This is a genomic window from Mesorhizobium oxytropidicola, assembly GCF_056174625.1.
Map to the genome: position 1 here is coordinate 1,947,416 of NZ_CM149692.1, position 25,625 is coordinate 1,973,040.

Sequence of the window (25,625 nt, forward strand, 5' to 3'; positions counted from 1 at the left end):
GGTTTAAGCCCCCATCATAAAGGCTTGCTCGCCGACCAGCTTGCGGCGCAGCCAGGCGGAAAACTGGTCGATGATGAAGATGGTCGTGAACAGGAGCAGCACCAGTGCCAGCGTCTTGGCGCCGAAGCCGCGCGAGATGGAGAGCTTCAATTCCTCGCCAATGCCGCCGCCGCCGACGGCGCCGATGATGGTCGAGATGCGGACATTGATCTCGACGCGCAGCAGCGTGTAGGACATGAAATTGGGCAGCACCTGCGGCAGGCCGGCAAAGCGCACCCGCTCGAACCAGTTGGCGCCGACCGCGCGCAGACCTTCCTCGGCACGCATGTCGATGTTTTCGTTGATCTCGTAGAACAGCTTGCCGAGCGCGCCGATCGAATGCAGGCCGATGGCGATGATGGCGGCGATCGGGCCGATCGAGACGATGGCCGCGAACAGGCCGGCAATGACGATCTCCGGAAAGGCGCGCAGCAATTCCATGAAGCGCTTGACGATCAGCCGCAGCAGCGGATGGGGCGTCAGATTGCGCGCCGCGATGAACGAGAACGGCACCGCGAAGATGAAGCCGATGAAGGTCGAGACCAAGGCGACATTGACCGTGGTGATCATCAGCTCGAAATATTCGGGGATGTAGAAGCCGCCCCAGACATAGATACGGCCGAGCGGGAAGTTGAATTCCTGCGTGCCGGTGTCATGCGGCGAGGCAACGTCGAACAGTGCCCGCCAGACATCGTTCCAGTCCTTGGGGATGAGCCAGCTCAAGAAATCCAGAATATGCGGCAGCCGGTCGAAGAAATGGCCGGCATTGGCCTCGTCGGCGAACCACATGCTGGCGAACATCGCGGCGAGCAGCAGGCCGACGCCAAGCACTGTGTAGAACCGGCGCAGCGACGTCTGGCGTCGCCAGGCATCGGCCATCTGGTGGGTGGCGCCAGAAGGGGCTGTCAAAGGAGCGGCTGTCACGGAAAGGGCCATGATCGGAGATGCAAAAAGGGCGGTGTTTTCAGACACCGCCCTTTCCGATTTCGCCGTTAGCCGCCGATGGCTGCCTTACGGGCTTCGACGATGACGCTGTAGAAGTCGGGCTTCACTGGGACGTAGCCGGTGAAATCACCGCCTTCGACGCCTTCGAAGCAAGCCTTGTCCTTCTGCGGCAGCTGCGTGAAGAAGTTGGCAAGCTTGGCGGTCATGTCGTCGCCGAGCGCGGTGCGCACGACCAGCGGGCCGTTCGGGATCAGGCCCGAACGCCAGACTTCGACGAAGTCGTTGGGGTCGACGGCGCCCTTGGCGACTTCCTTGTGGAAGGTGCCGGAGGTGTAACCGTTCTTGAAGTCGCCGATGCCGGAGGAATCATCCACCGCGACATCGACCTTGCCGTCGCGCACGGCCAGGATGTTGTTCTCGTGGCCGCCATTGAACTGGGTCGAAGCGAAGAAGGCTTCGTTGGAGGCGCCGGTGGTCTTCGGAATCTGCGTCAGCGGGATCAGGTAGCCGGAGGTCGAATCCGGATCGGCATAGCCGAGCTTTTTGCCCTTGGCCGACTTGATGTCGGTGATGCCCGAGGTCTTCAGAGCCAGGCCGATCGAATAGTAACCGGTGGAACCATCGGTCTGCTTGGTGGTGAGGATCGGGGTGACAGCCTTCGGATCCTTAAGATAGACGCTGGCATAGCCCGAGGCGCCGAGTTCGGCGAAGTCGAGCGTGCCGCCGAGCAGGCCCTGGATGACGCCGTCATAATCGGCGGCGGGGAACAGCGAGACCTTTTCGAAGCCGAATTCGGCCTTCAAATGGTCGGCCAGGCACTGGTAGTTGCGCAGCCGGTCGGTTTCGTTTTCACCGCCGAGGATGCCGACGCGGAATTCCTTCAGATCGGCGGCGTGGGCCATGCTGGTCGCCATGGCAAGCACCGAAACGGCGCTGAAAACCATCTTCCTGAACATTTGATGTCTCTCCTGTAAGTTCCGGCCCCGCGCCGGCAGCGTTCTTGATCTTGACAAGTGCCCTTGACGTGGGCGGACGATCCGAGCCGCTCTTTCTTGAACTCAGTAACCTGGGAATGCAGGTTCGAGCGGTCCGGCGGATGCAGCGATCTTTTGCTTGAAGGCAACGCTTGTGGAGGTGATGGCCTCCGATATCTCTACGCCATTGCTGTCGGCGCCGTAGACGAGGCGAACGGCCTCACGATTGAGCTCTTCGGGCGGGCCATCGAAGACGACCTTGCCGGCGGCCATGCCGATGATGCGGTTGCAATAGGCGCGGGCGGTGTCGAGCGTATGCAGATTGGTGACGACGGTGATGCCTTCGCGCAGATTGATGTCCTGCAGCGAATCCATCACCACCTTGGCGTTGAGCGGGTCGAGCGAGGCGATCGGCTCGTCGGCAAGGATCACCTTGGGCTGCTGCATCAGGGCGCGGGCGATGGCGACGCGCTGCTGCTGTCCGCCGGACAGGGTGCCGGCGGGCTGAAGTGCGGTGCGGGCTATGTCGAGCCGCTCGAGCGCGGCGACGGCCTCGGCGCATTCGGCGCGCGAGAACATGCCGAGAAGGTTGGACAGGGTCGAACGGTGGTTCAGCTTGCCAAGCAGCACATTGGTCAGCACGTCGAGGCGCGGCACCAGGTTGAACTGCTGGAAGATCATGGCGCAGTCGCGCTGCCAGCGCCGCAGCGGCGAGCCGCGCAGCTGGGAGACCTCGGCGCCGTCAAAAAAAATCGACCCCTGGCTGGGGTCGACAAGACGGTTGATCATGCGAAGAAGGGTCGATTTGCCGGCGCCCGAACGGCCGATGACGCCGACCATCTGACCCTGCGGGATCGAGATGTTGACGTCGCTAACGGCGGTGTTCTTGCCAAATCGTCGGCTGACACCGCGGATTTCGAGCGTGGCAGAGCTTGCTGACATAGGCAGGTTCCAGTCCGGACCTTATTGATCGTCAGGCATTCGCCTAGCGCAGCCACATGAACCTGCCGTGTCGCCAGCATGTCAGTTTTGTTACGCTCCACAGGCGCGACGACCGGCGACTTGCGGACAATCAGCCGAGCACCAGCAATTCCTCGAAATGCTTCATGTCGCGGAAAGCGCAGAAGGCGGGTGGCTTGATCTCGATCACCGGCGCCTGCCTTGCGAAAAGCGCAAGGCCATCATCGAACAGCGTCTGCCACGCAGCCGCCCTGTCGTCTGCCAGACGCTGGATCTGATAGGCGAAGGTGATGTGGAAGACATAAGCGTCGTGATCGGGATGCCGGTAGCCGAATGGCCCTGCCAGGGCATCGCGCCATCGACGCATGATGCGCACGTCCTCGTCCGTCGCGCCGGCCACGGTGAGGCCTGTGGGCACGACCTCGACCACCTTGATGCTGAACGGGCCGAAGCCTTCGAAACCCTTCAGCCGTTCCAGATAAAGCCGGGTCATGGCGTCAATGCTGGTGTCGAGCGGTACGTTCTGCGGCCAGTAGGGCAGGCGGCGGCGATATTCGATGATGCCCTGGAACAGCGTCATGTGCAGGCTGGAGACGGGCGTGAAGGCAAGCCGGTCGGCGTCGGGCATAGCCAGCATCTTGTCGCGCACCGCAAGCACCACGGCCTCGGACGGCGAACCGCTGACGAGATGGCTGACGACGGTGTTGCCGGGCTCGGTCAGGAAATTGCCTGAGGTGTCGTAGCGCGTGCCGAGATGCGTCGGCGGCATCGGATTGGAGCCGGCAAAGAATCCGGCGAGTGAGGGTGTGACAACGTCGAACATAGCGATCTCCTTGGGGGAGATGGCGTCCTGTCCGAGTCATGTGTCAAGGATGTGAACAGGCTCTCACATGACGATGATGTGAGGGACTATCCCTCGTATTTCTCCAGGAACGCTTCCGCAGAGAGCTCGCGAAAATCGTCGAGCGAGGCGCGCAGCCTGGCGTGGTCCCAGTCCCACCAGGCAAGCGCCTGGTAGCGTCCGGCGGTGCGGCGGTCGAAGCGTTCGCGGATCGGCTTTGCCGGCACGCCGGCAACGATGGTGTAGGGCGCGACATCCTTCGAGACGACGGCGCCGGCGCCGACCGCCGCGCCATCACCGACGGTGACTCCCGGCAGGACGGTCGAGCCGTGGCCGAGCCAGGTGTCGTGACCGATGGTGACGCGCTTGGCACGGCGCTGGGCAAAGAATTCGCTCTCGTGCTCGGCATCGTCCCAATAGTCCGAAGCGCGGTAGGTGAAGTGGTGCAGCGTCGGCCGCCAGGTCGGGTGGTTGGTGGCATTGAGGCGCACGCTTGCCGCGATGTTGGCAAACTTGCCGATCGTGGCGCACCACACGGCGCAGTCCTGCATCATGTAGGAATAATCGCCGAGTTCGCTTTCCGAAACCCGGCTGCGGTCGGCGATCTCGGTCCAGCGGCCGAGCGTAGAATTGTGCACTTCCGCCGTTGGGTGAACCAGCGGCGTCTCCGACAATTTCCTTGTCATGCGGCGAGTTTTCCCGGAGCAAAAGCGGTGACGTCGATGATGCGGTCGGCCACCGCCTCGCGCACATCATGGTCGTGGAAGATGCCAAGCAGAGCGACGCCTGCCGCCTTCTTGGCGGCGATGAGTGCAATCACAACGTCGCGGTTGGTGGCATCGAGTGAGGCGGTCGGTTCATCGAGCAGCAGGATCGGGTGCTCGGTGATGAAGCCGCGCGCGATGTTGACGCGCTGCTGCTCGCCGCCGGAGAAGGTCGCCGGCGGCAGTGCCCAGAGCTTTTCCGGCAAGTTGAGCTGCGCCAACAGGGCGCGCGCCTTGCCTCTGGCTGTCTCGCGCTCCTCGCCGCGCTCGACCAGCGGCTCGGCGACGACATCCAGCGCCGAAACACGCGGCACGGTGCGCAGGAACTGGCTGACATAACCGATCGTTTGCCGGCGCACGGCAAGCACGGTGCGCGGGCTGGCATGAGCGAGATCGATCAATCCATCCTCGTGCCTGACGATGATCTGGCCTTCGTCGACGGCGTAGTTGCCGTAGAGCATTTTCAGGATCGAGCTCTTGCCGGCACCAGACGGGCCGCCAAGCACAGTGCATTCGCCCGCCTTGATCGAGAACGAGACACCGGCGACGACAGGCAGTTTGATGCCATCGCGCAGATGCATGGTGAAGCTCTTGGCGACGTCGGAGACAACGAGGGGCGTCGGCATGGTTACACCTGCAAAATGGAAGAAACGAGAAGCTGCGTGTAGGGCGCGCGCGGGTCGTCGAGCACGCGGTCGGTGAGGCCGCTTTCGACGACGCGGCCGTCCTTCATCACCATCATGCGCTGCGACAGCAGACGCGCCACCGCCAGGTCGTGGGTGACGACGATGGCCGCCAGGCCGAGGTCGGTGACCAGTCCGCGCAAGAGGTCGAGCAGGCGCGCCTGCACCGAGACGTCGAGGCCGCCGGTCGGCTCATCCATGAACACCAGCCGTGGGCCGGTGACGAGGTTGCGGGCGATCTGCAGGCGCTGGCGCATGCCGCCGGAAAAGGCGCGCGGCTCGTCGTCGATGCGATCTTGCTCGATCTCGACGCGCGACAGCCAGTCGACGGCGGTGGCGCGGATCTTGCCGTAGTGGCGGTCGCCGACCGCCATCAGCCGTTCGCCGACATTGGCGCCGGCCGACACCGTCATGCGCAGGCCGTCCGCCGGGTTCTGGTGGACGAAGCCCCAATCGGTGCGCATCAGGAAGCGGCGCTCGGCCTCGCTCATGCGGTAGAGCTCGCGGAACTGGCCGTCGCGCATGCGATAGCTGGCGGTGCCGGAGGAAGGTAAGAGCCGCGTCGACAGGCAGTTGAGCAGCGTCGTCTTGCCGGAACCGGATTCGCCGACGACAGCCAGGACTTCGCCCGGCCACAGGTCGAAGGAGACGTTGTCGCAGCCGACGCGCGAGCCGTAGAATTTGGACAGCGCCGAAACGCGCAGCAACGGTTCGTCGGTCATTGTGCCGGCTCCCCTGTTTCTGAGGCAAAATGGGTTTCTGGGGCAGGGTTGGTTTCAGGGGCAAGGTGGCCGCGATGGCCGTCGGCCCGCCGCTTCTCGCAGTGGTCGGTGTCGGAGCAGACGAACATGTGGCCGCCATGGTCGTCGAGGATGACCTCGTCGAGATAGACGTTCTCGGCCGCGCACAGCGCGCAGGGTTGATCGAAGGTCTGCACCTCGAACGGATGGTCCTCGAAGTCGAGGCTAACGACATCGGTGAAGGGCGGTACCGCGTAGATGCGCTTTTCTCGGCCGGCGCCGAACAGCTGCAGCGCCGGCGAGCGGTGCATCTTGGGATTGTCGAATTTCGGCGTCGGCGAGGGGTCCATCACATAGCGGCCCTCGACCTTGACCGGATAGGCGTAGGTGGTGGCGATGCGGCCGTGCTTGGCGATGTCCTCATAGAGCTTCACATGCATGAGGCCGTATTCCTCCAGCGCATGCATTTTTCGCGTTTCGGTCTCGCGCGGCTCGAGGAAGCGCAGCGGCTCGGGGATCGGCACCTGATAGACCAGCACCTGGCCAGCGGTGAGCGGATGTTCGGGGATGCGGTGGCGGGTCTGGATGATGGTGGCGCTGGCGGTGTCGGTGGTGACAGCGACATTGGCGACCTTCTTGAAGAAGGCACGGATCGAGACCGCGTTTGTGGTGTCGTCGGCGCCCTGGTCGATGACCTTCAGCACATCGTCTGGGCCGATGATCGAGGCGGTGACCTGGACGCCGCCTGTGCCCCAGCCATAGGGCATCGGCATTTCGCGCGAGGCGAACGGCACCTGGTAGCCGGGGATGGCGATGCCTTTGAGGATCGCGCGGCGGATCATCCGTTTGGTCTGCTCGTCGAGGTAGGCGAAGTTGTAGGTGGCGATGTCGGTCATGGCGATCACATCCACATTGTGCTATTGAATTGGCGTCCAGGACGCGGAAACAGGGGCGAATTCAGATGAACTCCACCGGATGGATGCATCTCGGAATTGTGTTTCTGGTGTTCGCCGGCGTCGTTCTCTTTTTCCTTCGGCGCATGATTCTTCCCGCGCCAAAAGGGGGCTCTCACGGTGAGTCCATAGGCATCGGCAATGGTGACTACTCCGGGTATGATAGCTATGGCGGTCATTCCCACGACGGTGGCGGCCATGGAGGCGGGCACTAAGTTCATTGCGCAGCCTCCAATCCCTTGGCATAGCGCGCCAGCCGCTCGGTGAGCGTGCCGGTGTGCAGTTCGAACATGTGGTTGTCGTCGTCGTAGAAATAGATCGAGCTCACCCTCGACACGTGGGCGTGGCGGGCGCATGTCGAGGCCTAGTCTGCCGACGCGTTCGGCGTAGCGGTCGAAATCGGCGTCATCGATCTTGAAGGCGATGTGGTTGTAGCTGCGCTCGGGCAGCGCCTCGCCTTGCATGATGGCGATCCAGATGTCGCCGATCAGGAAGAATTTTTCGCGCGACAGCGAGAACAGCGCGGCGTCGCTGGCATAGACCTCGCGCGCGTCGAACACGCCCTCGAGAATGGCAGTCATCCGGTCGAGGTCACGGACGATGAAGGTCATGTGGGACAGGCCTTCGATCATTCCGCGGCCTCCCGCTTCTCTTCGACCTTCGCGGGGTTTTCGCGGGCTTCGTATTCGGCGCGCATACGGCGCACCAGATCGAGTTCGGCCTGGAAGTCGACATAGTGCGGCAGCTTCAGATGCTCGACAAAACCGGTCGCCTGGACGTTGTCGGAATGCGATATGACGAACTCCTCGTCCTGGGCGGCGGCGACAATGTCCTCGCCAAGTTCGGAGGCTCGCAAAGCCCGGTCGCAGAGCGCCATGGCCATCGCCTTGCGCTCGCTCTGGCCGAAGACCAGGCCGTAGCCGCGGGTGAATTGCGGCGGCGCCTTGACCGAGCCCTTGAACTGATTGACCATCTGGCATTCGGTGACCCGCACCGTACCGAGTGGCGCTGCGAAAGGCAGTTCGGGAACGTCGAGTTCCAGCTCGACCTCGCCGATGCGGATTTCGCCGACAAAGGGATGGTTGCGGGCGTAGCCGCGCTGGGTGGAATAGCCGAGCGCCAGGAGAAAACCCTCATCGCCACGCGACAATGCCTGCAGGCGGATATCGCGCGCCATCGGGAATTCCAGCGGCTCGCGGGTGATGTCGCCCGGCACGTGGTCCTGCGGCATCTCACCATCCGGTTCGATCAGGCCTTCGCGGGCGAGGATCGCCGAGACGCGCGGCATGGCTTGCGCTTCCGTCTCGCGCCGCAGGGGCTCGGCGACATCGGCGCCGGCGGCAAGCTCGGGATCGAGCAGCCGGTGCGTGTAGTCGAAGGTCGGGCCGAGAAGCTGGCCGCCGGGCAGGTCCTTGTAGGTCGCCGACACGCGCCTCTCGACCCGCATCGTGCCGGTGTCGATCGGCCTGGAATAGCCGAAGCGTGGCAGCGTGGTGCGATAGGCGCGCACCAGGAAGATCGCCTCGATCATGTCGCCGCGCGCCTGGACGATGGCGAGTGCCGCCAGTTCACGGTCGTAGAGCGAGCCTTCGCTCATCACCCGGTCGACGCCGAGCGCCAGCTGTTCGACGATCTGGTCGAGGCGCAGTGCCGGCACCGAACGGTCGCCGCGCCGGCGGTCGGCAAGCAGGCTGTGGGCGTTGGCGATTGCGGCCTCGCCGCCTTTTACCGCGACATACATCTTACGCCTCCATCGTCTTGATGCGCGTCGTGCGCGGCAGGCAGGCTATGCCTTCTGGCGTGGCGAGGATGATGTCGACACCGCGCGGAAAGCGCTTGTTGTTCTGCTTCCACTGTTCAGTGAAATGACGCGGCATCTGCGACGGCGCCATCGCGGTGCTGGTTTCGATGCCGGGGCCTTCGAGCAACAGCGGAGCGCCCGAGGTGAGATCGCTGACCTGGAGGATCAGGGTGGTCGAGCGGTCGGGATAATCCTGCGTTCCCTGCGAAAAACCGTCGAGCGCCATCATCTCGGCCGGCGTGGCGACAAAGGCGAAATGCGCGTCGGCGGGTGTGTTGGCCAGCGGCGCGCCGCAGTGGAAGCCAAGCCAGGAGATGACCGCGGCAGACGCGTGCAAGGCCGGGTCGAGCCAAAGCGGCGTGTCGTTGTCGCAGAGCGCCAACGCGATGGCGCCTGATGTTGTCGAGAGCGGCGCGGGCGGGCGGGCCAAGGCCGGCAGAGGCTGCACGCTGCCCGGCCGCGCCATCGCATCCATGACCGCGCGAAACACGGTCTGGGCGTTGAACACCGGATCGGCGAAACCGCCCTCGATCGATTGCGCTGCGATATCCATCAGTCTTCTCCGCGAACCATGGTGAAGAAATCCACCTTCGTCGCCGCCGTCTCGGCGCGGCGTTTTTCATGGGCAGTCGCGAGCGCCGACCGCAAAGGCGCGATCAGCCTGGCCTCGACCTCGGCGCGGCGGGCGGGGTCCTGCCAGAGCGCGTCGGCTATTGCCGAGAGCTTCGCCTTCTGCTTGTCGCGGCCAAGCGCGTAGCAATGGCCGACCTGTCCGGACGGCAGCCGGACCGTGGCGCGGGTGACGGTCGCCTCGCCGACATTGAACGGCGCGCCACCTCCGCCGATGCGGCCGCGCAGCGTCACCAGCCCGGTCTCGGGACCGCGCAGCAGTTCGGCTTGCGAAGGCAGGCCGGCCTCGTTCCAGAGCCGGACGATGTCGTCACCGCTCGATTGCGCGAGCGTCGCCATGGCGGCCTTGCGTTCGGCCTGGTCGCGGGCTTCCTGTCCTCGCATCGGCAGCATTCCTCTTTGCTAAATTTGTCTATTGATATAGACAACTATACAAATTATACATATTACCTAACGCGAGTCCATGACGGGTGGATGACAAACAGTAGAAGCTTGGGGGCGATTCATGATCGGAAGACAGGAAGCCGACAGCATCGAACGACGTAGCGGCGTCTCCCTGTGGCGGCAGATCGCCGACAGGATCCTGCAGGCGATCGCCACCGGCGATTTCGCCGAGAATGCGGCGCTGCCGCCGGAGGTGGCACTGGCCGAGCGCTATGGCGTCAACCGCCACACGGTGCGCAGCGCCATATCGGCGCTTGTGCAGGAAGGCGTGCTGCGGGCCGAGCAGGGGCGCGGCACCTTCGTGTTGTCGCGCAAGCGGCTGTCCTATCCGATCGGCGCGCGCACGCGCTTTTCAACGGGCCTGCAGGGGCAGACCTCGGAACGGCACATCGTGCTGCTCGCCTCTGCGGTCGAGCCGGCGAGCCAGCGTGTCGCCGAGGGGCTTGGCCTGGCCAGGGGCGCCGAGGTGATCAGGTTGGAGACACGCGGCGAGGCCGATGGACGGGCTGTGTCGCGCGCTGCCGGCTGGTTCGAGGCCAGACGCTTTGCCGGCATCGACAAGGCGATGGCTGAGACGGGCTCAATCACCGCGTCGCTGGCCCGCTTCGGCATAGACGACTATCTCCGGCAATCGACCGTGCTGTCGGCGCGCCACGCCGATGCGGCCGACCTTGCCGACCTCGACCTGCAGCCGGGCGCCATCGTGCTGGTCACGGTGGCCGTCAACGTCACGCCGGACGGCCAGCCGATCCAGTTTTCGGAGTCGCGCTTTCCGGCGGAACGGGTCGAGCTGAAACTGTCGGCGCTGTGAGCCGAACTCTGCCGACTATCCGATCTCGATCACAGCTTTGATCAGGCCAGACTTTTCATGCGCCCAGCGGGCGAGGTCGCGCGGCGTGCCATCGAGTGTGGTGCGGTGGGTGACCAGCTTGGCCATGGGCACGGCGCCGTTGCGGATCGAGGCGGCGACGTGGTCGAAATCGGCCTTGAGCGCATTGCGGCTGCCAACCAGCGTCATTTCGCGCTTGTGAAATTCCGGATCGGAAAAGACGATGTCGTCCTTGACGACGCTGACCAGCACCAGTGTGCCGCCATGCGCGACATGGGCGAAGGCCGATTGCACCGACCGGGTGTTGCCGGTGGCGTCGAAGACCACGTCGAAGCCTTCGCCTGATGTCGCTTCCCTGACCAGATCCGGCACCGCTCCGTGCGAGCCGTCGAGGATACTGAAACCAAGTTCGTTTTCGGCGAAAGCGAGCCGTTCCGTACTCATGTCGAGCAGCGTCACGTCGAACCCGGCGATGCGGGCAAAGATGGCGTTGCCGAGCCCGATCGGGCCGGCGCCGATGACCAGCGTGCGGGCGCCGGGCTCGGCGCGGGCGCGCCGCACGGCATGCGCGCCGATGGCGAGGAATTCGACGGCGGCAGCGTCGGCCAGCGACAGGCCGTTGGCCGGATAGAGATTTTGCGCCGGGACAAGAATATGTTCGCACATGGCGCCGTCGCGATGGACGCCGAGCACCTCGATCCTGACGCAGCAATTCGGCTTGCCGTGCCGGCAGGCGATGCATTTGCCGCAGGAGAGATACGGATTGATGACGACCGGTTCGCCGACGGCAAGGTCGACACCGTCACCGGTCTCGACGACCGTTCCCGACACTTCATGGCCCATGATGCGGGGATAGGCGAGGAACGGGTGCTTGCCCTCGAAAATGTGGTAGTCGGTGCCGCAGATGCCGACATGGCTGACCGCGATCAGCGCCCAGCCGGCAGGCGGTGCGACAGGCGCGGGGCGGTCTTCCAGGACAAGATCGCCGGGCGAGCGGCAGACGACGGCTTTCATGCTTCAATCCAGTCAGGGTTTGTAAAACGCCGGCCCATTTCATGGCGGGCCGGCGATCGGTCTTGGTGGTGATCACTTGCCGCCGCGGCGGCGCAGGCCGTCGAAATAGACGATGACGATGATCAGCACGCCAGTGATGATGCGCTGCCAGAAGGCATTGACGTTGAGCAGGTTGGCGCCGTTGTTGATGGTGGCGAGAATGAAGGCGCCGAGCAGCGGGCCGTGCACCGAGCCGACCGCGCCGAACAGCGAGGTGCCGCCGATCACCGAGGACGCGATCGCCTGCAGTTCCCAGCCCTCGGCCTGGGTCGGGTTGCCGATGCCGATGCGCGAGGCGAGCAACACGCCGACAAAAGCCGCGCACAGGCCCGACAGCGTGTAGGCCATGTAGATGGTGCGCTGGACATTGACACCGGACAGGCGCGAGGCTTCGGCGTTGGAGCCGACCGAGAAGAGGTAGCGGCCCCAACGGCTATGATGCAGGAAGATGTAGGCGGGAATGCCGACCAGGATGACCATCCAGAACAGATTGGGGACGCCGAGGAAGGAGTTGCGCGAGAACTCCTGGAAGGCATCGTTGTTGATGGAGATCGAGTTGCCGTTGGTCATCAGAAGGCCGATGCCGCGCAGCGACGTCAGCGTCGCCAGCGTGATGATGAAGGGCGGCAGGCCCATCTTGACGATGCCGAAGCCATGGAAAAGGCCGATGGCAACGCCGACCAGCAGCGTGATCAGGATGGCGAGGAAGACCGGCACGCCGGCATTGATCAGCATCGCCGCAATGACGGTGGCAAAGCCGACCACGGCGCCGACGGACAGATCGATACCACCGGTGATGATGACAAAGGTCTGGCCAACCGCCAGGATGGCGATCATCGAACCCTGACGCAAAAGGTTCGAGATGTTGTTGGCCGAGGCGAAGCTCGATGTCGACAGCGACAGGATGACCCAGAGCAGCACCAGCAGCGCCAGGAGCGTCAGCCCGAACAGGGCGTTGTAATTGCGCTTGGGCTTTTCGGCAGGAATCGCCTCGGTGCTCATATCTTTCCTCCCAGCTTTTCTTGTTTCTCGGCGAGCGCCTGTGTGAGAATTTCCTCGTGATCGGCGGTGCGGAATCCGTGTGTCGCCACCAGCTTGCCACGGCGGAACACGTGCAGCGTGTCGGCCAGCTCATAGACTTCCGGCAGATAGGACGAGATCAGGATGATGCCGGCGCCCTTCGACAAGAGCGCGCCGAACAGGCGGTAAATCTCGGCCTTGGTGCCGACATCGACGCCGACGGTCGGCTCGTCGAAGATGAACAGCTTGGCGCCATGCGCCAGCCATTTGCCGATGACGATCTTCTGCTGGTTGCCGCCCGATAGGCTGGAGGCCAGCGCATGGCGCGTCGGCGTCTTGATGCGGAGGTCGGCGATCTGGCGGTCGGCCTCGGTCTTTTCCTGCGCGCCGGAGATCAACAGATTGTTGGAGATGCGCTTGTAGATCGGCAGGTTGAGATTGAGCCCGACCGGCAAATTGAGGCAAAGGCCTTGATCGCGGCGGCTTTCCGGCGCCAGCGCCATGCCGAGCTTGATCGCGTCATGCTCGGAATTGATCTGGACCGGCTTGCCCTCCCACAGGATCTGGCCAGCCGACTTCTTGTGACGCCCATAGAGCGTGGTGACGAATTCGCTGCGGCCGGCGCCGATCAGACCGTAGAGCCCGACGATCTCGCCGGCGCGGACCGTCATCGAGACATTTTCGAAGCCCTTGCCCGACAGGTTCCTGGTCTCGACGATCGCAGCGCCGGGGGTGAAATGCTCCTTGTGGTAGACCTGCTCGATCGAGCGGTTGATCATCAGCTTGACCAGTTCGGCGTCGTTGGTCTCGCTGATGTTCCTGGTGCCGACCAGCGTGCCGTCGCGCAGCACGGAGACGCGGTCGGCGAGCTCGAAGACTTCCTCCATGCGATGGCTGATATAGATGATGGTCACGCCCTCGGACTTCAGCCGGCGGATCAGGGTGAAGAGCTGGTCGGCCTCCTTGCGGGTGAGGTAGGCGGTCGGCTCGTCGAAGATCAGGAATTTGGTGCCGCGCACGGTGGCGCGGGCGGCGGCGATCAGCTGCTGCTGGCCGATGGTGAGGTCGCCGAGCACGACATGCGCCGGCAGGTCGAAGCCGAGATCGTCGATGATCTTCTGCGCTTCCTTGACCATGGCGCGCTGCTGCAGGATGCCGAAACGCGAATTCTCCTCGCCGAGGAACATGTTGGCGGCGACGGTCAAATGGCGGCAGAGCACGACTTCCTGGTGCACGGCGTTGATGCCGAGCGCCATCGCCTCATGCGGGGTCGCCAGCGGCGCCGGCTTGCCTTCCCAGATGACCTCGCCGGAAGTGCGCGGCATGACGCCGGTCAGAAGCTTTATCAAGGTGGATTTGCCGGCGCCGTTCTCGCCGACAATGGCGTGGATTTCGCCGGACTTGAAGGCCAGCGTCACCGGTTTCAGCGCATGGGTGCCGGGATATTTCTTCTCGAGGCCGCGCAGTTCGAGGATCGTTCTGCCAGGCTCCAGCACAGGGGCTGGATGCAGGTCTTGCGCCGTCGATGTCATGACAATCCTCCCAGATTGGCCTCCCAGATTGGTCTCACGATCTGGCACGCGGCGAGGCTTTGAAATGCCCGCAAGAGCAACCTAGCCCAGGCTGGCGGATTTCCAAGCGATATGGCTGTCGTTTCCGGGGCGCGAGGCCCCGGAAACCAGAGCGGCTATGCCGGGGCTCAGTTGAGCTTCGGGTTGAGCAGCGCGTCGATCTTGGGTTCCTTCATATTGGCCTTGGTGACGAGGTTGGCACCGGTGTCGACATTGGCCTCGACCTTCTCGCCCTTCGAAGCGGCGAGCGCGGTCTTGATGCCGTCATAGCCCATCCGATAGGGATCCTGGACGACGAGGCCGGAAATGACGCCGTCATTGAGGAACTTGATCAGCTTCTCGTCGCTGTCGAAGCCGATCAGCCCGACCTTACCGGCAAGCTTGTTCTCGGCGATCGCCTGACCGACGCCCTGCGCCATGATCAGGTTGGAGGCGAAGATGCCCTTCAGGTCCGGATTGGCGGTGATCAGGTCGGTCGCGATGTTGAGGCCAGTGGTGGCCTGGCCGTCGGCATATTTGTCGGCGACCAGTTCGAGGCCGGGATATTTGGCCTTGAGCTGTTCCTTGAAGCCCTGGGCGCGCTGCTCGAGCGAGCCGGCGCCGGGCAGCGCGGTGATCAGGGCAACCTTGCCTTCGACCTTGCCGCCATTGGCCGCACCGATGGCCGCTGCAAGACCGTCCGCGGCGACGCGACCGCCCTGGACGTTGTCGGTGGTCAGGAACGAGGTAAAGGCCTTGGAGTCGGCGCTGGAGTCGATGCCGATCACCTTGACCTTGCTTGCTGCCTCGTCGATCGGCTTGCCGAGCGCCTTGGCTTCGGTCGGCGCGATGACGACGGCGGCCGGGTTGCCGGCGACGGCATTCTCAAGGATGGAGATCTGGCCGTTGACGTCGGTTTCAGCCTGGGCGCCGAGCTCCGGCACGTTGACGCCGAGATCCTTGCCGGCCTTGCGGGCACCGGCGAGCACGATCTGCCAGTAGAAGGACGTGGTGTCCTTGACGATGATCGGAATGGTCACGTCCGCCGCCGAAACCGGCGCCGAATGCATGACGCCGGCGAGCATCGAGGCTGCTGCCAGAGCCATCACGGCGCGGCGGTTGAGAATGCTGGTCACGAATTTCATAGGATTCCTCCCTAAGTCGCCTGGTGAACGTTACGGAAGCTCCGTTCGGATAGGCGTGGCCCAAACAGAACTTTATCAATAAAAAACATTTACGCTGTTTTTGATAGTGCATCGACCTGGACGATGCAAGCGGTGTTTCGCACCCGACCTCCCATGGCGGGCACAGACACATTCACACGCCGCTCCTCCCCGGACGCAGCCAAACGCTCCCGTTCCGTTCCGCTAACGCATGGAATATTAATTCCATGTGTTAGTCAATATGGAACATTCATTCTTTCTGTCGGGTCGCGGGTTTGTGAAGTCGTGCCTCTCCCACCAAAGCCCATAGTGCCGCCTTCACGCCAGCTCCTGCACCACCGTGTAGGGACGATATTTCTGGTATTCCGTCTCCGGCACGTCGATGTCGAGCAGGTCGAGGTTGCGTGTCAGGTTCGCCAGTTTGGCGGTGCCGGTCAGCACGGTGGCGACCGTCGGTTCGTGCAGGGGAAACTGGAACGCTGCCGCCGCCAGAGGGTAACCGCCTTCGCCGGCGATCTTCTCCATGGCATCGACCCGGTCGAGCATATCGCGGCTGGCCGGCAGATAGTCGAAATGCGCGCCTTGCACCGGCCCGGTCGCCAATATGCCGGAGTTGAAGACGCCGCCGATCACCAGTGACGTCTGCTGCTCGCGGCACAGCGGCAGCAGTTCGGCTTCGGCGCTGCGGTCGAGCAAGGAATAGCGGCTGGCGAGCAGGATGCAGTCGAGCGGCGCCCGGCGCATGACGTCGAGGCAGATCTGGACTTCGTTGACGCCAAGCCCATAGGCGGAAATCGTACCGGCCCGCTTCAGCTCCTCGAGCGCCTTGAGCCCCCCATCCATCAACTGGCGAAAGTGCAGCTCGGTCTTCTCGACGCCATGCGTGTAGACGCCGATGTCGTGCACATAGAGGATATCGATCTTGTTCAGACCAAGCCGCGCATAGCTGAACTCGACCGACCGCATGATGCCGTCATAGGAATAGTCGTAGTCGAGCGCGAATGGCAGCGGATCGACATAGGAATGATCGGGCACCTGGCCTTCCGGCACCGGGCGAAACAGACGTCCGACCTTGGTCGACAGCACGTAGGAATCGCGCGGCTTGTAGCGCAGGAAATCGCCGAAACGGCGTTCCGACAGGCCGAAGCCGTAGAAGGGCGCGGTGTCGAAATAGCGCAAGCCGGCCTCCCAGGCGCCTTGCAGTGTCTCCATCGCCGCCTCGCGCGAACAGGCGCGGTAAAGGCCGCCGATCGCGGCGCCACCGAAGCTGACCTCGGTGACCTCGAGCGCCGTCTTGCCGATGCGGCGTTTTTCCATGCAAACCCTCCCCCGTTGCCGGGCGCTGTCCAGCCCGGCAGTTCTACCACATATGCGTTGAATTCAGAGCGTCGCGCCGAGATGCCAGGGCACGAACTCGTTGTCGCCATAGCCGAAATCCTCGCTCTTGGTCTTGCGGCCGGAAGCCGTCTCGACGATCAGTTCGAAGATTTCGCGGCCCATGCCGGCGATGGTCTTTTCGCCCGAGGCGATGACGCCGCAATTGACGTCCATGTCCTCTTCCATCTGGTGATACATGGTCGAGTTGGTGGCGACCTTGATCGACGGCGTCGGCCGGCAGCCGAAGCAGGAACCGCGACCGGTGGTGAAGACGATGACATTGGCGCCGCCGGCGACCTGGCCGGTGGCCGAGACCGGGTCGTAACCGGGCGTGTCCATGAACACCAGTCCGTTGCCGGTGACCTTCTCGGCATAGCCGAAGACGCCATTGAGTGGCGTCTGGCCGCCCTTGGCGACCGCGCCCAGCGACTTTTCCAGGATGGTGGTGAGGCCGCCGCGCTTGTTGCCGGGCGACGGGTTGTTGTCGATCGAAGCGCCATGCTTGGCGACGTGATCTTCCCACCACTTCACATAGCCGTCGAGCTTCTTGGCGATCTCGGGCGTCGCCGCGCGGTAGGCGAGCAGGTGCTCGGCGCCGTAGATTTCCGTGGTCTCGGAGAGGATGCCGATGCCGCCGACGCCGGCCAGTATGTCGACAGCCGCGCCCAGCGCCGGATTGGCAGTGATGCCCGACATGCCGTCGGAGCCGCCGCATTGCAGGCCGACGACGATCTCGCTGACCGGGATCGGCTCGCGCTTCAACTGGCCGACTTCCTCGGCGATTTCGGCCAGCACGCCCATCGCCTTTTCCACCGATTTGCGTGACCCGCCGGCGTCCTGGATGTTGAAATGGCGTTTGCCGGCAGCCGCACCTTTCTGGCCGTAGAGGGTGAGCTGGTTGACCTCGCATCCGAGGCCGACCATCAGCACGCCGCCGAAATTCGGGTGGCGGGCATAGCCGGCGAGCGTGCGGTGCAGCACCATCATGCCGTCGCCAGTACCGCTCATGCCGCAGCCTTGCCCGTGGACGATCGGTACGAAACCGTCGATGCCGGGATATTTCGGCAGCAAGGTCCGGTTGGCGGTGTCTGCGATGGAGTGGCAGACGGTGGCCGAGCAATTGACGCTGGCGATGATGCCGATGAAGTTGCGCGTGCCAGCGCGGCCGTCGGCGCGGCGATAACCCATGAACGTGCGGGCGCGGTCGGCCTCGGTTGCGTGCTCGGCCTCGCTCGGCGGCACCACCGGCAGGCGACCGGCCTCGAACACCAGATTGTGCGAATGAACGTGTTCGCCGGGTGCGATGTCCTGCGTGGCGCGGCCGATCGCCTGGGCGTATTTGACCACGGCTTCACCGGCGGCAATCGGCTTGATCGCCACCTTGTGGCCGGGCTCGATGATTGCGGAGGCAAGCGCGCCGCCCGGCAGAGCAGTGCCGATTTCGATGCGGCCATTGGCAACGGCGACATTGTCGGCGGGGGACAGAAGAATGGTGTTCGAGACGTTCACGGGCGGTTTCCTGGGTGATCCTGGGATGCGCTGATTGACACGCGCCTGTTAAGAGTTAATGTCTTTTATCGTGAAAAAACAGTTTTGCGTCAATTGTTTTTTCGCGAGCGTTCCGCGTGCCCCGGGTGTGTGGTGGCGCTGCAAACAATGAACCGGACCCCGGCGAAAGCGATTCCTGCTTCTCAGGGTCACGGGAACGTCATATTGCGCTTCAAGCCGGCCGCCGCAAGCGCCGGCATGGTTGGGTCAGGGGATGTCGAAGAGCAACAACGTCTACAAGGACGCCTACAACAGGTGCCTCAGGCTGCTCGACGAAACGCGCAGCCTGCCGTCGGAACCGGAACTGGGCACACTGCTCGGCGTCAGCCGCACCACCGTGCGCAGCATCCTGGCGCGCATGGAGGAAACCGGGCTGATCGCCTGGAACAAGCGCGCCAAGACGGTGCTGCGCGACCCGCGTCCCGACGACTTCTTCCCCGAGGAAGAGACCGACACGCTGGCCGAGATCATCGAGCGCTCATTCATGCGGCGCCTGCTCGCCGGCGGCGCCGAGGCCGGCATGCAGATCAACGAGCTTGAACTGGCGCGCGAGATCGGCGTCGGCACCACCAGCGTGCGCGAGTTCCTGATCCGCTTCTCGCGCTTCGGCCTGATCGAGAAGCGCCGCAACAGCCATTGGGTGCTGAAGGGTTTTACGCGGGCCTTCGCGCTCGAACTGACCGAGATCCGCGAGATGTTCGAATTGCGCTCGGCGGCTGCCTTCGCCGCTCTGCCGACGGACAGCCCGGTGTGGGCCGATCTCGAACGGCTGGAGGACGAACACCGGCAGCTGGCACGAGAGATCGCCACGCGCTTCAACGCGTTTTCCGAGCTGGACGAGCGCTTCCACCGGCTCATTCACCGTGCCTCGCGCAACCGCTTCATCGTCGATTTCTATGACGTCATCGCGATGATCTTCCATTACCACTACCAGTGGAACAAGGCGCAGGAGCGCGAGCGCAACGAAGTCGCGATCGGTGAGCATCTTGCCTATATCGAGGCGCTCAAATCACGCGATCTCGGCAAGGTCGACGCCGCCTGCCGTAAACACCTGAAGTCGGCAAGGCAGACATTGCTGACATCGATACCGGAAAGCCGTCCGCCGCAAAAATCCTGAGCCGCGTTGCCGCAGCATCGAATTGGCGATTTTCGACCTGCCGCGGCCATGATACGTATCCTTCCAGGAATTGCTTGAAGAGGCAGATGGCTTGAACCGCCGGGGGAGACGCTGGAGCATGCCGGCCGCGCTTGTCGCGGCCTGTCTGCTGTTGCTCCAGTCGACGCTCGGCGCCTTCGGCACCGGCCCGAATGCCGCGCAGCTCGACGCTTTCGGCAACGTCATCTGTAGCCGCGATGGCGCCACCCAGCTTCCCGGCGGTGACCAGCACCCGTCCCATCTGCCGGCCTGCTGCACGCTTGGCTGCGGCATGTTTTCATCGGCCTTCGCGCCGCCGCCCGATGCCGGTCTGGCCCTGGGCAGCCTTTCCGTTGAAGCGGTCGCCTTCGTCTTTCCGGCGAGCATTCATCTCGACTTCGCGCGCGAACGCTCGCCGTCGAACCCGCGCGCGCCGCCGCCGGCGGCCTGAGCCCTTTTGCCCGTCGGAACCTTTCGCGGGCGCACCCATCCAAAGATCAAACGGCTCGCGACCGGCCACGGCGCGATCATCACTTCATGGAGCAACCATGTCCCATTCTTCCCCCACAGCGGCGGGCACGCTGTTCAGCCGCACTCTGTCCCGCTTCCAGGAGCATCTCGGCATGGCCGCGCTGGCTCTGGCGATCATGCTCGTCGGCGCCCAGTCCGTCCTGGCGCATGAGTTCAAGGTCGGCGATATCGAGATCGGCCATCCCTGGTCACGCGCCACGCCGGCCGGCGCCAAGGTGGCCGGCGGCTATTTTACCATTACAAACAACGGCAGCGCGCCGGACCGGCTGCTGTCGATTTCCTCCGATATCTCGGACAAGGCCGAACTGCATGAGATGGGTGTCAAGGACGGCGTCATGACCATGCGGCCCGTTGTCGGCGGCCTGGAGATTCCAGCCGGCGGCAAGGTCGTTTTGGGTCCCGGCAGCTATCATGTGATGTTCATGGATTTGAAGCAGCCACCCAAGCAAGGCGAGATGTTCGCCGCCACGCTGACCTTCGAAAAGGCCGGGACGGTGACGATCAAATTCGCCGTGCAGGCCATGGGCAGCGCGGCGCCTCAAGAAGACAACGACTGAACCGGCCATCGTACCGATCAAGATTTTAGAGGGACCATCATGAACAAGTATCTTTTGGCAGCCGGCGCGATTCTCGTGCTGGGGACGAATGCCGCCTTTGCGCACATCACGCTCGAAACCCAGGAAGCGGCGGTCGGTTCGACCTACAAGGCTGTGCTGCGCGTGCCGCATGGTTGCGACGGCAAGGCGACGACCGCCGTGCGCGTGCAGATTCCGGAGGGGGTGATCGCGGTCAAGCCGATGCCGAAACCCGGCTGGACGCTGCAGACCAAGAAGGGCAAATATGAAAAATCCTACCAGCTCTATGGCCAGGCGGTGACCGACGGCGTCAAGGAAGTCGACTGGAGCGGCAGCAATCTGCCGGATGAATTCTACGACGAGTTTGTCTTCCGCGCGACGCTGATGGCGGATATGCCCGTCGGCCAGAAGCTCTACTTCCCGGTGGTGCAGGAATGCGGCGATGCCGCCGACCGCTGGATCGAAATCCCGGCGGCCGGGCAGGATGAAGACGCGCTCGAAAACCCGGCGCCCGGCATCAAGCTCACGCCGAAGAAATAGCTTTCTCCCCTGGCGCGCTCTGCTTGCGGAGCGCGCCGCATCCCCGTGGCATGGCATGACCGCAATATCCTCTCGAATGGTCGATACCAACAGCAAGTTCGTCGGCTGGATCGCCGGCGGGCTGCTGGCCCTGCTCGTGGGGCTCATGGTCATGGCATCGACAGATCAGGCTTTTGCCCATGCCGCGCTGATCAAGACCGATCCGACCGACGGTGCGGTCCTGACGCAGGCTCCGACGCAATTCTCGCTGACCTTCAGCGAGCCGGTTCACCCTTGGTGCTGACCCTGGTGAGGCCCGATGGCACGCCTGTCCCGCTGACATCCTTCCGCCTCACCGACCAGACGGTCGAGATCGACAATCCGCAAGCGCTCAAATCCGGCACGCATGTGCTGAGCTGGCGCGTCATTTCCGCCGACGGCCATCCGGTCGGCGGCTCGCTGCTGTTTTCCATTGGCGCGCCAAGCGAACCGCCCGCCGTGTCCGAAGCCGTCGACTGGCCGCTGCGGTCAGCGGTCTGGATCGGCAAGGTCCTTCTCTACATTGGCCTCTTCTTCGGGGTTGGCGGCGCTTTTGCCCTTGCCTGGCTCGCGGGCGACGGACGGACCGGTCAGCGTTTTGTCGCGACCGCGATCCTGTGCTGCCTGGTGGCGGCACCCTTGTCACTCGGCTTTCAGGGTCTTGACGCGCTCGGGGCGCCACTCTCCCATCTGGCGCAGCCGGTGATCTGGCGGACCGGGCTTGGCACCAGCTTCGGCTGGGCGGTGCTGGTCGCCCTGATTGCGCTTGGGCTCGGTCTGCTGTCGCTGGCCGGGCCGCGTGTGTTCGCCAAGCCATTTGCCCTTGCCGGCCTTGCCGGCGTCGGCGTCGCGCTTGCAGCCAGCGGCCACGCCAGTGCGGCCGAGCCGCAATGGCTGACGCGGCCGATGGTGTTCGTGCATGGCGTCGGCATCGCCTTCTGGGCCGGCGCCCTGGTGCCGCTCGGTCTCGCGCTGAAGCGGCAAACGACTGATGCCGTCGGTTTCCTGCGCCGATTCTCCTCAGCGATCCTGCCTGTCGTGGCGATGCTTGCCGTGGCTGGCATCGTGCTCGCCGTCATCCAGGTGCAGACGCCCTCGGCCTTGATCGGCACCGCTTATGGCCGGTTGCTGCTGGTCAAGCTTGCGCTGCTGGTCTTCCTGTTCACGCTCGCCGCCGTCAATCGCTGGAAACTCACCGCCTCGGCCGAGGCGGGAGCAACGGAAGTGCAGCGCAGGCTCACCCGCTCGATCGGCGTCGAAATGCTGATCGTGCTGGCGATCTTCGGCGTTGCCGCGGGCTGGCGCTTCACGCCGCCGCCGCGGGCGCTGGCGATCGCGGCGGCGCAGCCTGTTTCGGTCCACATCCACGCGCTGCAGGCGATGGCCGATCTCAGCATCACGCCAGGCCATGCCGGCCCGGTCGCCGCCTCGATGATCATCATGACCGGCGATTTCGGGCCGCTCGACGCCAAGGAAGTGACGCTGGTGCTGTCGAAATCCGATTCCGGCATCGAGCCGCTAAAGCGCGCGGCGACCAAGCCCGGCGATGGCAGCTGGCGTGTCGACAACCTCGTCATCCCGGTTCCCGGCCGCTGGACAGTGCGCATCGACATCCTGGTTTCGGATTTCGAGATCGTGAAGATCGAGGCGCCGGTGGACATCAGGCCGTGATGGCCTATATGGCCGCTTGCCAAGCGGCCGGGTGTCTTGCTTGCAACACAATTCGGCGAGGCGGTTGACGCGGCCCGAAAGGCCCGTCAATCATCCCGCCAAATCGCGGGCTCCAACCAACAAGATCCGAAAGCAGGGAAGAAACGATGGAAAAAGCCGAAATCGGCCTGATCGGCCTTGGCACGATGGGCTCCAACCTGGCGCTCAACATTGCCGAACACGGGCACCGCATCGCCGTCTTCAACCGCACAAGGGCACGCACCGACGCCTTTGTCGAGAATGCCGGCGCGCTGAAGGACATGGTTGTCCCTTGCTACAGCCTGGAAGAACTTGCCGCCGCGATCCGGCCGCCGCGCCCGATCATCATCATGGTGCTGGCCGGCAAGCCGGTCGATGAACAGATCGAAGCCTTGCGCGGCGTGCTGTCCAACAACGACATCGTCATCGATGCCGGTAACGCCAATTTCCGCGATACGATGCGGCGCTTCTCCGAACTGTCCGGCTCGGGCCTGACCTTCATTGGCATGGGCGTGTCCGGCGGTGAGGAGGGTGCGCGCCACGGCCCATCGATCATGGTCGGCGGCACCGAGGATTCGTGGAAGCGGGTCGAAAAAGTGCTGACCGCCATCTCGGCCAAGTTCAAGGACGAGCCCTGTGCCGCCTGGCTCGGCACCAATGGCGCCGGCCATTTCGTCAAGACCATCCACAACGGCATCGAGTATGCCGATATGCAGATGATCGCCGAGATCTACGGCATCCTGCGTGATGGTCTGGGCATGGGGCCGAAAGAGATCGGCACGGTGTTCTCCAACTGGAACAAGGGCCGGCTCAATTCCTACCTGATCGAGATCACCGCCAAGGTGCTGGCCGCCGACGATCCCAAGACCGGCAAGCCGGTGGTCGACATCATCCTCGACCGCGCCGGCCAGAAGGGTACCGGCAAATGGTCAGTCATCGAGGCGCAGCAGCTTGGCATTCCGGCGACCGCGATCGAGGCGGCGGTGGCGGCGCGCGTGCTGTCGTCGATCAAGGACGAGCGACAGGCGGCGGAAAAGGCCTATGGCAACATCGGTGTGACGAAAATTTCCGGCGACAAGGACGCTCTGCTGCACGACCTCGAACTGGCGCTGTTCGCCGGCAAGATCGCCGCCTACGCGCAAGGCTTTGCGGTGATGAGCGGCGCCTCAAAGGAGTTCAACTGGAACCTGCCGATGCCGACCATCGCCAGGATCTGGCGCGCCGGCTGCATCATCCGCTCGCAGATGCTCGACACGATGGCCGAGGCGTTCAGCAGCGGCGGCGCTTCCACCAATCTTTTGATGGCGCCGGCTTTCATCTCATTGATGCAGCAGGCGCATCCGTCGCTGCGGCGTATCGTGGCCAAGGCTTCCGAAGCCGGTGCGCCGGTGCCGGCGCTGTCTTCGGCACTTGCCTATTTCGACAGCTATCGCCAGGGCCGCGGCACCTCGAACCTGATCCAGGCGCAGCGCGACTTCTTCGGTGCGCATGGCTTCGAACGCATCGGCGAGCAGGGCGCATTCCACGGCCCGTGGGGCAGCGGCGCTGCGGGCTAGAGCATTTCGCCGTTTCGCGGAAACGGCGAACCGCTCTAACTCTTTGTTTTTGACGCAATTCCGGACGGAAAACCGCTTCACACTTTTCCTGGAATTGCTCTAGTCCGTGGAACGCTTGTAAGCCAGAACTTCGCTTGGCACGCTGAGACTTTGCAGCGAGCCGGGTGCTGCGCCGCCGATCCAGCCGAGAACCGAGCGGGCAAGCTCCGAGCCCGCCAGCCGGAAGTTCTCGTTGACGATCAGCAGTTCGGGCCGGAACAGATGCAAAAGGTCCGATGATTGCTTGGAGACGATATCGACGTCACGGCCAAGCTTGAGGCCGGCATCCTCGATGCCGGCGACGAGCGCGAGCGTGGCGGCGGCGGCGCTGCTGACAAAACCGTCCGGCCTGACATCGCGACGCATCAGCTGCGCGGTCCTCGTCCTGATCTGCTCGATCGAATGGTCGATCGATACGGTGCTGAACGGGATCTCGCTGGCGCCGACCTCGCTCAGCGCATCGGCAAAGCCGTTGACCGTATGGCCGTGATAGGTCAGTCCGACGGGTGGCGTCAGCAGAGCGAGCTTGCGGCGTCCCATGCTCGCAAGGCGCCGTACGGCTTCGACCGCGAAGGCGTGATTGTCGAAATCATGATAGGGATGAACCAGCCCCATGTCGGTGCGGCCATGCGTGGCAAACGGAATGCCGTGCTCCAGCATATAGCGAGCCCTGGCATCATTTGGCTGCGTGCGTGAAATGATGACGCCATCGGCGGAACCGGTCTCGACCAGATAGCGTATGGGGTCGAGCGGATCCTGTGAGCGCGAATAGGGCGTGACGATCAGGTGATAGGGCGTGTCGGCCAGCACTTCCGAAACGCCGTAGATGATGTCCGAGACGAAGCTCATGATCTCGCGCTCGGTGTTGAGTACCAAGCTAATGACATTGGCCCTGCCGGTGCGCAGGCGCACGCCGGCGCGGTTGGGCCGGTAACCGATCTGCTTGGCGACCAGCTGGACGCGGCGCCTGGTCTCGGCGCCGATCTCCGGAGCGTCCTTCAGGGCGCGCGATACGGTGGTGACGCCGAGCCCGGTCATGAAGGCAAGCGTTTTCAGCGTTGGCCGCTCCTTGGCCGACGTCTCGTCGTTCTTTTCCGTACGCCGTTTGTCCATTCGTCCCGCCCATCAGGCGCATAGCAGTCGCAGGGCGGGTCGGCAATCGCCGCAATTTGCGGCATCGCACAATTTCAAACCCGGCGAAGTTGGCAATATACTGAAACGTTACAGA

Annotated in this window: 25 protein-coding genes and 2 pseudogenes; 7 read left to right on the forward strand and 20 right to left on the reverse strand. The window is 63.8% G+C overall.

The window, feature by feature from the left end; translation table 11 throughout:
* Positions 1–3: 3 nt before the first annotated feature.
* From phnE to phnG, 13 genes and pseudogenes are all read right to left on the reverse strand, one after another.
* The gene (phnE, locus tag AC0V8S_RS09760) at positions 4–918 is read right to left on the reverse strand and encodes a phosphonate ABC transporter, permease protein PhnE (RefSeq protein ID WP_432421262.1); all 915 of its coding nucleotides are present in this window, start codon (positions 916–918) and stop codon (positions 4–6) included.
* Between the two features lie 113 nt (positions 919–1,031).
* A complete protein-coding gene (gene phnD / locus AC0V8S_RS09765; protein ID WP_183463262.1) occupies positions 1,032–1,940 on the reverse strand; it encodes a phosphonate ABC transporter substrate-binding protein in 909 nt (302 codons plus the stop codon).
* A gap of 102 nt (positions 1,941–2,042) precedes the next feature.
* Positions 2,043–2,900: a phosphonate ABC transporter ATP-binding protein gene (phnC, locus tag AC0V8S_RS09770; RefSeq protein WP_475437544.1), complete on the reverse strand. Its 858-nt coding sequence runs from the start codon at positions 2,898–2,900 to the stop codon at positions 2,043–2,045.
* A 130-nt stretch (positions 2,901–3,030) separates the two neighbouring features.
* On the reverse strand, positions 3,031–3,741 hold the full coding sequence (locus tag AC0V8S_RS09775; protein WP_475437545.1) for a DUF1868 domain-containing protein: 711 nt from the start codon (positions 3,739–3,741) through the stop codon (positions 3,031–3,033).
* An 86-nt stretch (positions 3,742–3,827) separates the two neighbouring features.
* The gene (locus AC0V8S_RS09780) at positions 3,828–4,445 is read right to left on the reverse strand and encodes a DapH/DapD/GlmU-related protein (RefSeq protein WP_475437546.1); all 618 of its coding nucleotides are present in this window, start codon (positions 4,443–4,445) and stop codon (positions 3,828–3,830) included.
* Positions 4,442–5,149: a phosphonate C-P lyase system protein PhnL gene (gene phnL / locus AC0V8S_RS09785; RefSeq protein ID WP_475437547.1), complete on the reverse strand. Its 708-nt coding sequence runs from the start codon at positions 5,147–5,149 to the stop codon at positions 4,442–4,444. Before phnL ends, AC0V8S_RS09780 begins: the two co-directional genes overlap by 4 nt.
* A gap of 2 nt (positions 5,150–5,151) precedes the next feature.
* On the reverse strand, positions 5,152–5,928 hold the full coding sequence (gene phnK, locus AC0V8S_RS09790; protein WP_013892928.1) for a phosphonate C-P lyase system protein PhnK: 777 nt from the start codon (positions 5,926–5,928) through the stop codon (positions 5,152–5,154).
* Complete coding sequence (locus tag AC0V8S_RS09795) at positions 5,925–6,842, reverse strand: alpha-D-ribose 1-methylphosphonate 5-phosphate C-P-lyase PhnJ (protein WP_475437548.1); 918 nt, start codon at positions 6,840–6,842, stop codon at positions 5,925–5,927. The genes phnK and AC0V8S_RS09795 overlap by 4 nt, the downstream gene beginning before the upstream one ends.
* Positions 6,843–6,847: 5 nt before the next feature.
* The gene (locus AC0V8S_RS09800) at positions 6,848–7,120 is read right to left on the reverse strand and encodes a hypothetical protein (RefSeq protein WP_475437549.1); all 273 of its coding nucleotides are present in this window, start codon (positions 7,118–7,120) and stop codon (positions 6,848–6,850) included.
* Positions 7,117–7,531, reverse strand: a pseudogene (fosX, locus tag AC0V8S_RS09805) (FosX/FosE/FosI family fosfomycin resistance hydrolase). The gene AC0V8S_RS09800 and the pseudogene fosX overlap by 4 nt, the downstream one beginning before the upstream one ends.
* Positions 7,528–8,640: a carbon-phosphorus lyase complex subunit gene (locus AC0V8S_RS09810; RefSeq protein WP_475437550.1), complete on the reverse strand. Its 1,113-nt coding sequence runs from the start codon at positions 8,638–8,640 to the stop codon at positions 7,528–7,530. The pseudogene fosX and the gene AC0V8S_RS09810 overlap by 4 nt, the downstream one beginning before the upstream one ends.
* A 1-nt stretch (position 8,641) precedes the next feature.
* Positions 8,642–9,253, reverse strand: coding sequence for a phosphonate C-P lyase system protein PhnH (gene phnH, locus AC0V8S_RS09815; RefSeq protein WP_475437551.1), 612 nt, complete (start codon positions 9,251–9,253; stop codon positions 8,642–8,644).
* Entirely contained in the window at positions 9,253–9,714 is a 462-nt protein-coding gene (gene phnG / locus AC0V8S_RS09820; RefSeq protein WP_475437552.1) for a phosphonate C-P lyase system protein PhnG, read from the reverse strand. Before phnG ends, phnH begins: the two co-directional genes overlap by 1 nt.
* Before the next feature lie 121 nt (positions 9,715–9,835).
* Between phnG and phnF the strand changes: the two genes are divergently transcribed.
* A complete protein-coding gene (gene phnF / locus AC0V8S_RS09825; protein ID WP_475437553.1) occupies positions 9,836–10,585 on the forward strand; it encodes a phosphonate metabolism transcriptional regulator PhnF in 750 nt (249 codons plus the stop codon).
* A gap of 15 nt (positions 10,586–10,600) precedes the next feature.
* Here the strand turns inward: phnF and AC0V8S_RS09830 are convergent, their stop codons facing one another.
* The 6 genes from AC0V8S_RS09830 to AC0V8S_RS09855 form a co-directional block, all read right to left on the reverse strand.
* Positions 10,601–11,617, reverse strand: coding sequence for a zinc-binding alcohol dehydrogenase family protein (locus AC0V8S_RS09830; RefSeq protein ID WP_475437554.1), 1,017 nt, complete (start codon positions 11,615–11,617; stop codon positions 10,601–10,603).
* 72 nt (positions 11,618–11,689) lie between these two features.
* On the reverse strand, positions 11,690–12,658 hold the full coding sequence (locus AC0V8S_RS09835; RefSeq protein ID WP_475437555.1) for an ABC transporter permease: 969 nt from the start codon (positions 12,656–12,658) through the stop codon (positions 11,690–11,692).
* Entirely contained in the window at positions 12,655–14,208 is a 1,554-nt protein-coding gene (locus AC0V8S_RS09840) for a sugar ABC transporter ATP-binding protein (protein WP_475437556.1), read from the reverse strand. The genes AC0V8S_RS09835 and AC0V8S_RS09840 overlap by 4 nt, the downstream gene beginning before the upstream one ends.
* Positions 14,209–14,375: 167 nt before the next feature.
* Complete coding sequence (locus AC0V8S_RS09845; RefSeq protein WP_183463238.1) at positions 14,376–15,371, reverse strand: ABC transporter substrate-binding protein; 996 nt, start codon at positions 15,369–15,371, stop codon at positions 14,376–14,378.
* 336 nt (positions 15,372–15,707) lie between these two features.
* A complete protein-coding gene (locus AC0V8S_RS09850) occupies positions 15,708–16,706 on the reverse strand; it encodes an aldo/keto reductase (protein WP_475437557.1) in 999 nt (332 codons plus the stop codon).
* 63 nt (positions 16,707–16,769) lie between these two features.
* Positions 16,770–18,275 (reverse strand): UxaA family hydrolase, encoded by a 1,506-nt coding sequence (locus AC0V8S_RS09855; RefSeq protein ID WP_475437558.1) that lies wholly within the window; start codon positions 18,273–18,275, stop codon positions 16,770–16,772.
* A 253-nt stretch (positions 18,276–18,528) separates the two neighbouring features.
* Here AC0V8S_RS09855 and AC0V8S_RS09860 point away from each other — a divergent pair, with 253 nt between their 5' ends.
* The 6 genes and pseudogenes from AC0V8S_RS09860 to gndA all read left to right on the forward strand — a co-directional run bounded on the left by AC0V8S_RS09860 (position 18,529) and on the right by gndA (position 24,358).
* On the forward strand, positions 18,529–19,431 hold the full coding sequence (locus AC0V8S_RS09860; protein ID WP_475437559.1) for a GntR family transcriptional regulator: 903 nt from the start codon (positions 18,529–18,531) through the stop codon (positions 19,429–19,431).
* A 118-nt stretch (positions 19,432–19,549) separates the two neighbouring features.
* A complete protein-coding gene (locus tag AC0V8S_RS09865; protein WP_475437560.1) occupies positions 19,550–19,900 on the forward strand; it encodes a DUF2946 family protein in 351 nt (116 codons plus the stop codon).
* 97 nt (positions 19,901–19,997) lie between these two features.
* Complete coding sequence (locus AC0V8S_RS09870; RefSeq protein ID WP_475437561.1) at positions 19,998–20,537, forward strand: copper chaperone PCu(A)C; 540 nt, start codon at positions 19,998–20,000, stop codon at positions 20,535–20,537.
* Positions 20,538–20,576: 39 nt separating this feature from the next.
* Complete coding sequence (locus AC0V8S_RS09875) at positions 20,577–21,095, forward strand: YcnI family copper-binding membrane protein (protein WP_475437562.1); 519 nt, start codon at positions 20,577–20,579, stop codon at positions 21,093–21,095.
* A gap of 76 nt (positions 21,096–21,171) precedes the next feature.
* A pseudogene (locus AC0V8S_RS09880) lies at positions 21,172–22,784 on the forward strand (copper resistance CopC/CopD family protein).
* Positions 22,785–22,930: 146 nt separating this feature from the next.
* Positions 22,931–24,358, forward strand: a complete 1,428-nt coding sequence (gene gndA, locus AC0V8S_RS09885; RefSeq protein ID WP_475437563.1) for an NADP-dependent phosphogluconate dehydrogenase — start codon at positions 22,931–22,933, stop codon at positions 24,356–24,358.
* A gap of 99 nt (positions 24,359–24,457) precedes the next feature.
* Here gndA and AC0V8S_RS09890 read toward each other — a convergent pair whose 3' ends face one another.
* Positions 24,458–25,510, reverse strand: a complete 1,053-nt coding sequence (locus AC0V8S_RS09890) for a LacI family DNA-binding transcriptional regulator (RefSeq protein WP_475437564.1) — start codon at positions 25,508–25,510, stop codon at positions 24,458–24,460.
* Between the last annotated feature and the right edge of the window lie 115 nt (positions 25,511–25,625).

Excerpts from the sequence above, each read along its gene's own strand:
- phnE (WP_432421262.1), bottom strand. The coding sequence starts at position 918 with ATGGCCGATGCCTGGCGACGCCAGACGTCGCTGCGCCGGTTCTACACA.
- phnD (WP_183463262.1), bottom strand. The coding sequence starts at position 1,940 with ATGTTCAGGAAGATGGTTTTCAGCGCCGTTTCGGTGCTTGCCATGGCG.
- phnC (WP_475437544.1), bottom strand. The coding sequence starts at position 2,900 with ATGTCAGCAAGCTCTGCCACGCTCGAAATCCGCGGTGTCAGCCGACGA.
- AC0V8S_RS09775 (WP_475437545.1), bottom strand. The coding sequence starts at position 3,741 with ATGTTCGACGTTGTCACACCCTCACTCGCCGGATTCTTTGCCGGCTCC.
- AC0V8S_RS09780 (WP_475437546.1), bottom strand. The coding sequence starts at position 4,445 with ATGACAAGGAAATTGTCGGAGACGCCGCTGGTTCACCCAACGGCGGAA.
- phnL (WP_475437547.1), bottom strand. The coding sequence starts at position 5,149 with ATGCCGACGCCCCTCGTTGTCTCCGACGTCGCCAAGAGCTTCACCATG.
- phnK (WP_013892928.1), bottom strand. The coding sequence starts at position 5,928 with ATGACCGACGAACCGTTGCTGCGCGTTTCGGCGCTGTCCAAATTCTAC.
- AC0V8S_RS09795 (WP_475437548.1), bottom strand. The coding sequence starts at position 6,842 with ATGACCGACATCGCCACCTACAACTTCGCCTACCTCGACGAGCAGACC.
- AC0V8S_RS09800 (WP_475437549.1), bottom strand. The coding sequence starts at position 7,120 with ATGAACTTAGTGCCCGCCTCCATGGCCGCCACCGTCGTGGGAATGACC.
- AC0V8S_RS09810 (WP_475437550.1), bottom strand. The coding sequence starts at position 8,640 with ATGTATGTCGCGGTAAAAGGCGGCGAGGCCGCAATCGCCAACGCCCAC.
- phnH (WP_475437551.1), bottom strand. The coding sequence starts at position 9,253 with ATGGATATCGCAGCGCAATCGATCGAGGGCGGTTTCGCCGATCCGGTG.
- phnG (WP_475437552.1), bottom strand. The coding sequence starts at position 9,714 with ATGCGAGGACAGGAAGCCCGCGACCAGGCCGAACGCAAGGCCGCCATG.
- phnF (WP_475437553.1), top strand. The coding sequence starts at position 9,836 with ATGATCGGAAGACAGGAAGCCGACAGCATCGAACGACGTAGCGGCGTC.
- AC0V8S_RS09830 (WP_475437554.1), bottom strand. The coding sequence starts at position 11,617 with ATGAAAGCCGTCGTCTGCCGCTCGCCCGGCGATCTTGTCCTGGAAGAC.
- AC0V8S_RS09835 (WP_475437555.1), bottom strand. The coding sequence starts at position 12,658 with ATGAGCACCGAGGCGATTCCTGCCGAAAAGCCCAAGCGCAATTACAAC.
- AC0V8S_RS09840 (WP_475437556.1), bottom strand. The coding sequence starts at position 14,208 with ATGACATCGACGGCGCAAGACCTGCATCCAGCCCCTGTGCTGGAGCCT.
- AC0V8S_RS09845 (WP_183463238.1), bottom strand. The coding sequence starts at position 15,371 with ATGAAATTCGTGACCAGCATTCTCAACCGCCGCGCCGTGATGGCTCTG.
- AC0V8S_RS09850 (WP_475437557.1), bottom strand. The coding sequence starts at position 16,706 with ATGGAAAAACGCCGCATCGGCAAGACGGCGCTCGAGGTCACCGAGGTC.
- AC0V8S_RS09860 (WP_475437559.1), top strand. The coding sequence starts at position 18,529 with ATGTCGAAGAGCAACAACGTCTACAAGGACGCCTACAACAGGTGCCTC.
- AC0V8S_RS09865 (WP_475437560.1), top strand. The coding sequence starts at position 19,550 with ATGCCGGCCGCGCTTGTCGCGGCCTGTCTGCTGTTGCTCCAGTCGACG.
- AC0V8S_RS09870 (WP_475437561.1), top strand. The coding sequence starts at position 19,998 with ATGTCCCATTCTTCCCCCACAGCGGCGGGCACGCTGTTCAGCCGCACT.
- AC0V8S_RS09875 (WP_475437562.1), top strand. The coding sequence starts at position 20,577 with ATGAACAAGTATCTTTTGGCAGCCGGCGCGATTCTCGTGCTGGGGACG.
- gndA (WP_475437563.1), top strand. The coding sequence starts at position 22,931 with ATGGAAAAAGCCGAAATCGGCCTGATCGGCCTTGGCACGATGGGCTCC.
- AC0V8S_RS09890 (WP_475437564.1), bottom strand. The coding sequence starts at position 25,510 with ATGGACAAACGGCGTACGGAAAAGAACGACGAGACGTCGGCCAAGGAG.